The sequence below is a fragment of the Aquimarina rhabdastrellae genome (assembly GCA_947387485.1).
GTDB lineage: Bacteria > Bacteroidota > Bacteroidia > Flavobacteriales > Flavobacteriaceae > Aquimarina.
Genome location: CANDNT010000001.1, coordinates 1,051,630 through 1,064,825 on the forward strand (window position 1 = coordinate 1,051,630; position 13,196 = coordinate 1,064,825).

Genomic DNA, 13,196 nt, shown 5'->3' on the forward strand with positions numbered 1-13,196 from the left:
TAATTTTTTTAAAATAATTGAAAGTCTCGAAAGAGGCTTTTTTTTTGCGTAATTTACCACGCATAAACACATATCCAGACTATGGGAATTTTAGATTCTGTATTAAAAATATTTGTTGGAGATAAATCCAAAAAAGATATTAAAGAAATTCAACCTAAAGTTGAATTAATTAAAAAAGCAGAGAAAGTACTTGAAGGGCTATCTCTAGATGAATTGCGTGCTAAAACTACTGAGTTTAAGCAAAAGATAAACGATGCTAGGCAAGATACGCAATCAAAAATTGAAGCATTAGTTCAAGAAGCTGAAACTACAGAGGATATTGATCGTAAAGAAGATATTTATAATCAGATCGATAAACTTAAAGATGAAGCTTATGAGATTACCGAAAAAGTACTTCATGAAATTCTTCCAGAGGCTTTTGCTGTTGTAAAAGAAACTGCTAAGCGTTTTGCAAAAAACGATCAAGTTACTGTTACAGCATCTGCATATGATCGTGAGTTATCAGGAGAGAAAGAATACGTTACTCTTGATGGTGAAAATGCTATCTGGGCAACTAGTTGGAATGCTGCTGGTAAAGAAGTAAAATGGGATATGATCCACTACGATGTACAGTTGATTGGTGGTATAGCCATGCATGAAGGTAAAATTGCCGAAATGCAAACTGGAGAAGGTAAAACGCTTGTAGCGACATTACCTGTATATCTTAATGCCTTAACGGGTAATGGTGTGCACCTTGTAACGGTTAATGATTACTTGGCACGTCGTGATAGTGAATGGATGGCTCCGTTATTCCAGTTTCACGGACTTACAGTAGATTGTATCGATAATCACAGACCTAATTCGCCAGAACGTCGTAACGCATATAATAGCGATATTACTTATGGTACAAACAATGAATTTGGTTTTGATTACCTACGTGATAATATGGCACACTCGCCAGATGATCTAGTACAAAAACCTCATAACTATGCTATTATTGATGAGGTAGATTCTGTACTTGTTGATGATGCACGTACTCCTTTAATTATTTCTGGACCTGTTCCTAAAGGAGATGTTCATGAGTTTACTTTATTGAAGCCAAAAATTGCTGATGTTGTAGAAAAACAACGTAAATACCTTATTGGAGTTTTAGCTGAAGCTAAAAAATTAATCAAAGAAGGTGATACCAAAGATGGTGGATTTAAATTATTACGTGTTTATAGAGGTATCCCTAAAAACAAAGCCTTAATCAAGTTTTTAAGTGAAGAAGGAATCAAACAGCTATTACAAAAGACTGAAAACTTCTATATGCAAGACAATAACCGCGAAATGCACAAAGTTGATGCGGAATTGTATTATGTAATTGAAGAAAAAAATAATCAAATCGACCTTACTGATAAAGGGGTTGAATACCTTTCTGGAAAAGAAGATCCTGATTTCTTTGTACTTCCTGAAATCGGAATCGAGATTGACAAAATTGAAAAACTCAACTTAAGTAAGGAAGAAGAAGCAGAAAAGAAAGAAGTCTTATTAAGAGACTACAGCATAAAGAGTGAACGTATCCATACATTACGCCAATTATTAAAGGCTTATTCATTGTTTGAAAAAGATGTAGAGTATGTTGTAATGGACAATAAAGTAAAAATCGTTGATGAGCAAACGGGACGTATCATGGATGGTCGTCGTTTCTCTGATGGTTTACACCAAGCACTTGAAGCCAAAGAAAATGTAAACATTGAGGATGCTACACAGACTTTTGCTACAGTAACATTACAAAATTATTTCCGTATGTATCGCAAGTTATCTGGTATGACCGGTACTGCTGTTACAGAAGCGGGAGAATTATGGGAAATCTATAAACTTGATGTTGTAGAGATTCCTACTAATAGACCTATCGCTCGTTTTGATAGAGATGATTTGGTTTATAAAACTAAACGTGAAAAATATAATGCAGTAATCGACGAGGTTACTAAGTTATCAAAATCTGGTCGTCCAGTTCTTATTGGTACTACTTCTGTAGAAATCTCAGAATTATTAAGCCGTATGCTTACTATTCGTAAAGTACCTCATAATGTACTGAATGCCAAATTGCATAAACAAGAAGCAGATATTGTTGCAGAAGCTGGTAATCCTGGTATTGTAACTATTGCTACCAATATGGCTGGTCGTGGTACCGATATTAAATTGAGTAAAGAAGTAAAAGATGCTGGTGGTTTAGCTATCATCGGTACAGAGCGTCATGATTCTCGTCGTGTAGATAGACAGTTACGTGGTCGTTCTGGTCGTCAAGGAGATCCAGGTAGTTCTCAATTCTACGTATCTCTTGAGGATAACTTAATGCGTTTATTCGGTTCTGAGCGTATCGCTAAGATGATGGATAGAATTGGACTTCAAGAAGGTGAAGTGATTCAACACTCTATGATTTCTAAATCTATCGAACGTGCACAGAAAAAAGTAGAAGAAAATAACTTTGGTGTTCGTAAACGTCTACTTGAGTATGATGATGTAATGAATGCACAACGTGAGGTAGTATACAAAAGACGTTATCATGCATTATTTGGAGAGCGTTTACGTGTAGATATCGCAAACATGATTTATGATACTGCCGAAGTTATTGCTGAATCTAACAAAAATGCGTTAGATTTTAAAAACTTCGAATTTGAATTGATTCGTTACTTCTCTATCAGTAGTCCTATTACTGCTGCAGAATTTGAGAAGAAAGATCCACAGACAATTGCTGGTATCGTATATAAAGCTGCTTATGAGCATTATCAAGATAAAATGAAGCGTAATGCAGAAACTGCTTTCCCTGTAATTAAACACGTATATGAGAATCCTGAGAGTAATTTTGAACGTATACTAGTTCCTTTTACAGATGGTATCAAATCATTAAATGTTGCTACAAATCTTCAAAAAGCATATGAAACTGAAGGTAAACAATTGATTACTGATTTTGAAAAGAATATTTCGTTAGCTATTATCGATGATGCTTGGAAGACTCATTTACGTAAAATGGATGAGTTAAAGCAAAGTGTACAGCTTGCTGTTCATGAGCAAAAAGATCCTTTATTAATTTATAAGTTTGAAGCTTTTGAATTATTTAAAGCGATGATAGAAGAGGTAAACAAAGAGATCATTTCTTTCTTATTTAAAGGAGAATTACCTACTGCACCTCAGCAAAACATAGCCGAAGCTCGTCAAGAAGCTCCTAAAGAAGCGCTTGAAACTTCAAAAGAAGAAGTTTTAAATATGGATGAGCGCGCTGCTCAAGCTAGAGCTGCTGGTCAAACAACACAACAGCAACAACCACGAGTAACTGAAACTATCACAAGAGAACAACCTAAAATAGGTCGTAATGATAAGGTTACTATCAAAAATGTAAGAAATGGTGAAAACAAAACTGTGAAGTTTAAACAAGCTATTCCTTTACTTGAGAGTGGTGAGTGGGTATTGATCCAAAACTAAAAAACACTTAATAATTGAATATAGAAAAAGCGAAGTAAGATTACTTCGCTTTTTTATTATAATGCTATTTAAAAGCTAACGTATCCTTATTTCAGTGGTATAAAAAAACCGTCTTATAGACGGTTTTTTTAATTATATTTTAGTTGAATTGAAAAGCTATTACATGTTTCTTCTGTACTGTCCTCCTACTTCAAATAATGCGCTTGTAATTTGACCTAAAGAACATTTTTTACATACTTCCATTAAGGCTTCAAAGATATTTTCATTATGAATAGCCTTGTGTTGTAAGTCTTTTAGTAACTCTTTGGTTTCATCTGCATAAGACTTGTGTAATTCTTCAAGAGTATTAATTTGGAATTGTTTCTCTTCTTCTGTTGCACGAATTACCTCTGCTGGTGTTACAGTAGGTGATCCTTCACTACTCAAGAATGTATTTACACCTATAATAGGGAATTCTCCTGTATGTTTTAATGTTTCGTAGTATAGACTTTCTTCTTGAATTTTACTACGCTGGTACATTGTTTCCATTGCACCTAATACTCCACCTCTTTCGGTAATACGATCAAACTCTGCTAATACTGCTTCTTCAACAAGATCTGTTAATTCTTCAATAATAAATGATCCTTGAATTGGATTTTCGTTTTTAGCCAATCCTAATTCTTTATTGATAATTAACTGTATTGCCATTGCTCTACGTACACTAGCCTCTGTAGGTGTTGTAATCGCCTCGTCATAAGCGTTTGTATGTAAAGAATTACAGTTATCATAGATTGCATATAACGCCTGAAGTGTTGTACGGATATCATTAAAATCAATCTCCTGTGCATGTAATGAACGTCCTGAAGTTTGAATGTGATATTTCAACATTTGCGCTCTAGGATTTGCTCCGTATTTATGTTTTAAAGCTTTCGCCCAAATCTTACGAGCAACACGACCAATTACAGCATATTCTGGATCAATTCCGTTTGAGAAGAAGAAGGATAAGTTAGGACCAAATTTATTGATATCCATCCCTCTACTTAAATAATATTCTACATATGTAAATCCATTAGCAAGAGTTAATGCCAATTGCGTGATAGGATTTGCTCCTGCCTCAGCAATATGATATCCTGAAATAGACACAGAATAGAAGTTACGTACATTCTTTTCTATAAAGTACTCTTGTACATCTCCCATTAATCGCAATGCAAATTCTGTAGAGAAAATACAGGTATTTTGAGCTTGATCTTCTTTAAGGATATCTGCTTGTACAGTACCACGAACAGAACTCAATGTTTTTGTTTTTATTTCTTGATAAACGTCTGTAGGTAACACTTGATCTCCTGTTACTCCTAAAAGCATTAATCCTAATCCATCATTACCTTCTGGTAATTCTCCATTATAACGCGGACGTTCTGTACCTTTTTCTTTGTAAATCGCAGCTATCTTAGCTTCAATCGCTGCTTCTAATCCATGTTCTTTGATATACAATTCACATTGCTGATCGATAGCAGCATTCATAAAGAATCCTAATAACATAGGGGCAGGCCCATTAATCGTCATACTCACCGATGTCAAAGCATGAGCCAAGTTAAATCCTGAATATAACTTTTTTGCATCATCAAGGCAGCAAATCGATACTCCTGCATTACCAATTTTACCATATATATCTGGTCTATGATCTGGATCATTACCATATAATGTTACAGAGTCAAACGCCGTTGATAAACGTTTTGCTGGCATTCCTAAACTTACATAATGGAAACGTCTATTAGTACGTTCTGGTCCTCCTTCTCCTGCAAACATACGTGTAGGATCTTCTCCTGTACGCTTAAACGGATATAACCCTGATGCATAAGGGAACTCTCCTGGTACATTTTCTTGTAAACTCCATTTTAAAACATCTCCCCATGCTTTATATTTTGGTAAAGCTACTTTAGGAATTTGTGTATGTGATAACGACTCTGTATGTGTTTCAATTTTAATCTCTTTATCACGTACTTTAAACGTATAAATTGGATTCTTGTATTTTTCAACTTTAGCATCCCATCCTGTGATAATTTCCCAGTTATAAGGATCCAAATCCATTTTTACACGATCAAATTCTTTTAATAATAAAGCAACGAATTCTTTATTTTCTTCTGTCGTTGTTATAGTTTCTTCATTAATTCCAGATTTTATCAATTCTGGAACTTGCCCTACTACAGATTCTATGGTTTTATAGATTCCATATAATTTTTGAGCTACTTGTTCTTGTGTTAAAGCTTTACTATCGTATGCTCTATTGTTCTCTGAAATCTCTGATAAATAACGTGTACGTGCTGGTGGTATCACAAATATTTTTTCAGACATTTCTTTAGAGATATGAAATTCTGATTTTAAATCAGCATCTGTTTTTTCTTCAATCTTATCCATGATAGACTTATACAACGTATTCATCCCTGGATCATTGAATTGTGATGCTATAGTACCATATACGGGTAAGGTTTCTGGATCATCATGCCATAAGTTATGATTACGCTGGTATTGCTTTTTTACATCTCTTAATGCATCTAGAGCTCCTCTTTTATCAAACTTGTTGATCGCTACCAAATCTGCAAAATCAAGCATATCGATTTTCTCTAATTGTGTCGCTGCTCCAAATTCTGGAGTCATCACATATAGCGATACATCAGAATGTTCTAAGATTTCTGTATCTGATTGCCCAATTCCTGATGTTTCTAATATAATCAAATCATATTCTGCTGCTTTTAATACCTCAACAGCTTCAGATACGTATTTTGATAATGCCAAATTAGATTGTCGTGTAGCAAGCGAACGCATGTATACACGCTTGTTGTTAATTGCATTCATACGAATACGATCTCCTAATAAAGCTCCTCCAGTTTTTCTTTTAGAAGGATCTACAGAAATTAATCCTATAGTCTTTTCAGGGAAATCGATTAAGAAACGACGTACTAGCTCATCTACTAACGAAGACTTACCTGCTCCACCAGTACCCGTGATTCCTAATACTGGAGTTTTTGAAGTCTTATTTTTCTCATGAATTTGAGCTAATGTCTCTTTTGCTACTTCAGGAAAGTTTTCTGCTGCAGAAATCACACGTGCAATAGCTCCTATTTCTTTAGACGCTAAATGTGCTGCTTCACCATTTAATGCATCTCCGATTGCATAATCAGATTGCATTACCAAGTCATTAATCATTCCTTGAAGTCCCATTTCGCGACCATCATCTGGAGAATAGATACGTGTGATACCATAATCCATTAATTCTTTGATCTCTTCTGGAAGGATTACTCCTCCTCCTCCACCAAAGATTTTTATATGTCCTGCTCCTTTTTCTTGAAGCAAATCATACATATATTTAAAATATTCGTTATGTCCTCCTTGATAAGAAGTCATCGCGATAGCATTTGCATCTTCTTGGATAGCACAATTCACAACTTCTTCTACACTGCGATCGTGTCCTAAATGAATCACTTCTACTCCTGTAGATTGAATGATTCTACGCATGATATTAATAGCGGCATCGTGTCCGTCAAACAACGAAGCGGCTGTTACAATTCTTACTTTATGTTTAGGGGTATATGGTGCTATTTGTTCCATCTATATTCAAAAAATATTTTAAGTGCTGCTAATTTACGAAATACGCATTAAAAACGATTATTTTTTTAGAATTATATAATTCGTTTCATTATATATATACTTTCATTAAATATAATCAAACATTATTTTTTTTCAATTAACACATTTTTAACTGTAACATTTTACCTAAATGTTAATCTAACATTAAAAGAAACTTTCATATTACGGGAAAACAATATATTGTCAACATAAATTAAATTTTTAACTAAAATGATATCAACATCATCTAAAAAATGGGCTATTTTCTTGTCCTCTTTAATGCTACTTACTGTAGGTGTTACAGATATGCAAGCACAACGAAGAAAGAAGAAAAAATCTAAAAAAGGAAAGACAGAACAAGTAGACACAGAGAAAAAGAGTAAAGAAAAGTCTATCGATGAGCTTACTAAAAAAAGTGAGAAAATCGAAGGTCTTTTTACCATTTATAGAGATTCTATCAGCGGAACTACCCAATTATTAATTAAAGAAGATCAATTAAATAAAGACTTTATTTATTTCAGTCAAATTGCTGATGGGGTTCTTGATGCTGGATCTTTTAGAGGATCATATCGTGGTGCTAAAGTTTTTAGAATAGAAAAGCACTATAACAAATTAGAGTTTAAAACACAGAACACTTCTTTTTACTTTGATAAAAACAATGCACTTTCTAAGTCTGCCGAAGCTAATATTAGTGAAGGTATCATGGCTAGTTTAAAAATAGAAACTCATGATAAAGACAAAGGATTATACTTAATTAAATCTGATGATTTATTTATCAAAGAAACTTTTGATCAAATCAAAAATCCTAGTTTCCCAGGGCAATCTCCATTTGCATTTAAATTAGGTTCTTTGAGTAAGGATAAAACCAAAATTGGTCGTATCAAAAATTATCCAGAAAACACTAATATCACCAGTCACTATGTATATTCAAAAGGTTCTGTATTAAACGGAGGTTCTGATGCAGTTACTGATGGTCGTAATGTAACGATCAAAGTTGATCACGTATTGATTGAAATGCCTGAGAATAGCTACCAAGCACGTTTTGACGATCCTAGAATTGGGTATTTCCTTACAGGAGTTACAGATATGACTTCTGCTAGTCATACACCTTATAGAGATCTAATTCACCGCTGGCACTTAGAGAAAAAAGATCCTAATGCTGCGATATCAGAGCCTGTACAGCCTATAGAATGGTGGATAGAAAATACTACTCCAGTAGAGTTTAGAGAAACTATTAAAGAAGCTGTTCTAGAATGGAATGTAGCTTTTGAAAAAGCAGGATTTAAAAATGCTATGGTTGTAAAAGTACAACCAGATGATGCTGATTGGGATGCTGGAGATATTCGTTATAATGTATTGCGCTGGACTTCTTCTCCTAATCCTCCTTTTGGTGGATATGGTCCTAGTTTTGTAAACCCTAGAACTGGTCAAATTTTAGGAGCAGATATTATGCTAGAGTTTGTTTTTCATACAAATCGTGTGAAATATGACAATATCTTTAACCTAGCGGCTGCTAGTGAAACACAAAGCCAATTACCGATTACAACTAAACCTAACGAAACAGTATATTGTTCTTATGGACACCGTATGCAAGAAAACACTTTGTTTGGTCAAGCTGCATTAATGGCAATGGGAGCTAGTGATCTTGAAATGAAAGGTATGAAACGTCAAGCTATGAAAGAATTAATCATGCACGAAGTTGGTCATACTTTAGGTTTAAACCACAATATGAAAGCAAGTCAATTGTTTTCTCCTGAAGAGTTAAATACTCCTGAAAAAATTAAAGACAAGTGCCTTACTGGTTCTGTAATGGATTATACAGCTATCAATGTTGCTAATGATCCTGCTAAGCAAGGGCCATATTATTCTACTGCTGTAGGACCTTATGATGTATGGGCTATTGAGTTTGGATACACTCCTGTTAAGTCTGATGCAGAACTTAATGCTATTGCAGATCAATCTACACGTCCGGAGTTAATTTTTGGTAATGACGCAGATGATATGAGAGCTCCAGGTAAAGCTATTGACCCTAGAGTAATGATTGGTGATATGTCAAACGATCAAATCACATATTCTGTTAATCGTATGGATTTAGTAAATTCTATGATGAAAAATCTTAAAGAGAAATCTACTCATAAAGGAGAGTCTTATCAAGAATTACGTCAGTCATACTATATCTTAGGTCGTCAATATGCTACTGCTAGTAATGTTATTTCTAGATTTATTGGTGGGGTTTATGTAGATCGTAGTATGGTAGGGCAAAGCGAAACGTTAAAGCCTTTTACTCCTGTAAGTCGTGAAGATCAAAAAAGAGCAATGAACGCTTTAGCTAAATATGTTTTTGCTCCTGATGCTTATAAAATGCCTAATGATTTATTTAATTATTTAGCATTACAACGTAGAGGATATAACTTCTTTGGTGGACCAGAAGATCCAAAAATCCATAACCAAATTTTAGGATACCAAAAAGAAGTATTGAACCATATCTTACACCATAATACATTACAACGTATTTCTGACTCAGAATTATACGGAAACGAATATACCTTATCACAGTTTATGACTGATCTTAATAATGCTGTATTTAAGGCAGATGCTGTAGGATCAATCAATACTTTTAGACAAAACTTACAACTGGAATACACTAAGCGTTTAATCGCTATCGCTAAGCATACGAAAGGATCTAAATATACGTATGCAGCAAAGTCTATGGCATTGTATAACTTAAAGAAAATCCGCAATTCTATTGCTAATGGAAGCGGAAACCAGTTAACACGTGCCCATAGAGATCATATCAAGACTTTAATTGATAACACAATTAAAGAGATCAAATAAGGGGATTTATTTGAACTACTGATAGGATGCCCCATATACAAATTGTATATGGGGTTATTTTTTATATTAAATACTCTCAAATAAAGCATCAATTTCTTGTTTTATTGGAGTTTCATGACTTTCTTTATTTTCTTTTCTATTTAACTTAGCTGTTATTTGTTCTTTAATAACAAGGCTTTCTCTATATTCTTTAGCTTCTGCATCTTTAATAAATTCTATCTTTCCATAATTTTCTCTTACAACTTTTTCTATCTCATCTAATGAAATATTAAAATATTCTCTTCTTAAATTTACATGATTAAGCCTCTTATTATTAAACACCTTATGTAATTTATTTTCAAGCTCAGGAGCATTTTCTGAATAAATCATAGCATGAACATCAAACTTAAATGGAACAGAGGCGTCTCCTAATTCATTTACTCTATCCATCGGTTCTAACCTTCTTGTCATTCCTATCTTGTATACATTTTCTCCAAAAGAACCTATATTCGAAATCACATAAACATGCCCCGATTTAGTTTGTTGCGCCATAGATAAAGCTCTTTTATTTTTATCTTCAGCTTCTTGCAATTTTATTAGCAACTCTTTTAGTTGCTCTTCATATTTAAGTTTGTCTTCTTCTGAAGATTTCAAAATTTCATTTCTAGCTTTTTCCATCGCTTGTTGAAGCATCTTTTCTTCTTTTATAGCTTCTTTTTGAGCTTTTTCAAAATCTCTACGAGCTTTTTCTTCTTCCCGAATCTGCTCTCTTATTCGTTTTTGCTCATCCTTTTCTTCTTGTTTCTTTAATGCATATCCATATGTTAGCATTAATTCGTCTATTTTTAATGAAAGAAAGCTTGCTTGAATATGTATATCTTGTGAAACATTTAATTTGTTTATAGCTTCAAAAACCTTTCTTATCCTTTTTTCATATTGTTCAACATTATTCCATTTGACTTTTGCTATAAGAGTATCACATTCTCCATTAAATGCTCGAAGAGTTAATTTTATAGCCCTTTTTGTCATTACTTCACCTTGTTTCTGACTATTACCTACAGTCCAATTAGTTTTACAAACAACTGCTTTTCCTAGATAAATTAAATCTTTTTGTTTTTCCTTATTTTCTTTAATGCTGTCTTTATAGTCTTCTGACGTATCTAAATCGAAATGTGGTTCATAAAATCCATATTCTGCTATTTCTAAAGTATCTTTTAGTAACTCATTATCTTTCTTTAATTCTTGATAAAGTTTCTCTGCAGATAAATACTTTTCTTTTAAGTCTGTAAACTCTCTTTTTAGTTCAGCAATTCTTTTTTCAGATTCTTCTTTTTCTATATTGAAAGTATTTATTTTCTCTGCTATTTCTTTATCTACATCTATAATTCCTTTATATTTTTCGGTATATTCATCTATAATATTCTTTAACTCTTTATTCTTTTTAGATTTATCCAATACTATTTTTATTAGTATTCCAATAGCGATAAAACTGCTTATAATTATTATTGCCGTGATCATTATTTATTTCTGTATTATTATTTAATTTCAGGCAAATAAAAAGAATACTACTCTAAGGTTTTTACGGTTTTACCGCATAAAGTATTGTTAAATTAATCAGTGTTTATGGTTTTCCGTAAGGTAATTTATAACAGTTTTTGTAAGACTTATATTTTGGACAGATAGCCTATAAAATTGATTATTAAATACAATTCAATATTTAATACTATAGGTTTTTTATTTTATATTAATCATTAAAAAGTTAATTAAGAACATATGGATAGTCAACATCAGTTTTTTAAGATCATATATACGACATATACATCTATAGCTGGTTCAAAAATTCCAGATACTATTATACGAACTGTTGCTGCACAAGTAGCTCATTATTATCACAATCAATATTATCGATTTAGAAAATCACATCCTAAATCTAAAGCGCGTTATTCTTCTTTTGATATAAATGATTTAAAACATCCTATCACTTATGAAATTATAATCACTTTACTCAAAAAGCATACTGGTAAAGAATACCTTAACTATGCTAGTATATTATTAGAGCTATCTATACCTGCATTAAAAAAATTTGAAGACGATCGTATGGCTTTCTATGATATGTTTTGATTAATAAAAACTTTTACCCATGATTTTTCTTTGATCTCATTGAAAAGTTCTTCTTCTTTAAATACTATCTTTTGTATCCTATTTTTATAATTTTCAGTTAGAAAACGTTTTTCTCCTACTCTATTTTTCATTATTCGCGTTAATTGTTCTTCATCATGGGTAATGAAATAGATATTTTGTAATACATATTCTTTTACCTCTAAACAATTTATCAATTCTTCTAGCTGTTTTATGTTTATAGTGTTAGGTAGTTGATATATCAATACATCTGAAAAAGAATCTTGTAACTCTTTTTCTAATAAACTCATTATTTTAGTATACGATACAAGTTCTCCTTTCTCTACAACTTCTGCTATTTCTTTACCATCACTCGTATTCACTCTTAAATGTTTTTTAATGAGTTTTCTTATTCCGATTTTTTTTAAATTATGGGTAGTACTTATTTTTTCTGCTATTGCTTCCTCATTGCCGAAAATTTGTATACTTATATATGCTTTTTTCATGTATTTCTAACTGGTTTAAATCTTTATAAAACATTCATTAACACACCATTTTATTGTTTTCTTCCCACAAATCTAATAACAGCTCCTACTCCATTATGAAAAGTTCCTTCTTTAAGTGTTACTTCTTCTTCTAATGTAATGATATCATAAGCTTTAAAATCTCTTAGTATCTCTTCTTTTGAATAGAGCTGTGTTATATCTTTTGGCCCTCCTACTGCAGGGTTTTTGGCATTATAACTCAAGTGTTTTTTACTAAATGCCTCAAAAATGATAATGCCTCCTGGTTTTAGATAACTATTAAGTTTGGTATGAAACTTACTTTTATCAGCTGCCAAAAAATGAGCATAAATTAACCCTATAGCATCAAATGATGCTGGTTTAAACGTTAAATCTGCCAAATCTGCTACTTGGTATGTTATCTCTACCTTATGCTCTTTTGCTAATTCAAATGCTTTGTCTTTTCCTGTTTCGCTTATATCAAGAGAAGTCACTTCCCATCCTTGTGTTGCTGCATAGACTCCATTACGCCCTTCTCCATCTGCTGGCATAAGGATTTTCCCTGAAGGAAACTGTGCTAACCATTTTTCAAAAAACACATTAGGTTGTTTTCCGTATGCAAAACTAGACTGCTTATAGCGTTCGTTCCATTTTTGATGCCATATGCTATTTTTATTTACTTCACTCATTATCTTATCTTTTAATAAATTAAAA

7 protein-coding genes are annotated in these 13,196 nt (G+C 32.7%); 3 read left to right on the forward strand and 4 right to left on the reverse strand.

What is annotated here, in order from left to right; translation table 11 throughout:
- Positions 1 to 81 precede the first annotated feature (81 nt).
- Positions 82 to 3,444: a preprotein translocase subunit SecA gene (gene secA, locus ACYEKI_RS04270; protein ID WP_459209923.1), complete on the forward strand. Its 3,363-nt coding sequence runs from the start codon at positions 82 to 84 to the stop codon at positions 3,442 to 3,444.
- A 159-nt stretch (positions 3,445 to 3,603) separates the two neighbouring features.
- On the opposite strand, the gene ACYEKI_RS04275 is transcribed toward secA, so the two are convergent.
- Positions 3,604 to 7,029 (reverse strand): methylmalonyl-CoA mutase family protein, encoded by a 3,426-nt coding sequence (locus ACYEKI_RS04275; RefSeq protein WP_459209924.1) that lies wholly within the window; start codon positions 7,027 to 7,029, stop codon positions 3,604 to 3,606.
- Positions 7,030 to 7,278: 249 nt separating this feature from the next.
- Here ACYEKI_RS04275 and ACYEKI_RS04280 point away from each other — a divergent pair, with 249 nt between their 5' ends.
- Positions 7,279 to 9,882 carry a zinc-dependent metalloprotease gene (locus ACYEKI_RS04280; protein WP_459209925.1) on the forward strand — a complete coding sequence of 868 codons (2,604 nt, stop codon included), beginning with the start codon at positions 7,279 to 7,281 and terminating at the stop codon, positions 9,880 to 9,882.
- Positions 9,883 to 9,948: 66 nt separating this feature from the next.
- Here the strand turns inward: ACYEKI_RS04280 and ACYEKI_RS04285 are convergent, their stop codons facing one another.
- Positions 9,949 to 11,316, reverse strand: coding sequence for a DUF4041 domain-containing protein (locus ACYEKI_RS04285; RefSeq protein ID WP_459209926.1), 1,368 nt, complete (start codon positions 11,314 to 11,316; stop codon positions 9,949 to 9,951).
- Positions 11,317 to 11,634: 318 nt separating this feature from the next.
- Here ACYEKI_RS04285 and ACYEKI_RS04290 point away from each other — a divergent pair, with 318 nt between their 5' ends.
- A complete protein-coding gene (locus ACYEKI_RS04290) occupies positions 11,635 to 11,982 on the forward strand; it encodes a hypothetical protein (protein WP_459209927.1) in 348 nt (115 codons plus the stop codon).
- Here ACYEKI_RS04290 and ACYEKI_RS04295 read toward each other — a convergent pair.
- Both ACYEKI_RS04295 and ACYEKI_RS04300 read right to left on the reverse strand, forming a co-directional pair.
- Positions 11,967 to 12,485, reverse strand: a complete 519-nt coding sequence (locus tag ACYEKI_RS04295) for a nucleoside monophosphate kinase (RefSeq protein ID WP_459209928.1) — start codon at positions 12,483 to 12,485, stop codon at positions 11,967 to 11,969. The genes ACYEKI_RS04290 and ACYEKI_RS04295 overlap by 16 nt on opposite strands.
- 50 nt (positions 12,486 to 12,535) lie before the next feature.
- A complete protein-coding gene (locus ACYEKI_RS04300; RefSeq protein ID WP_459209929.1) occupies positions 12,536 to 13,171 on the reverse strand; it encodes a class I SAM-dependent methyltransferase in 636 nt (211 codons plus the stop codon).
- Positions 13,172 to 13,196: the final 25 nt, after the last annotated feature.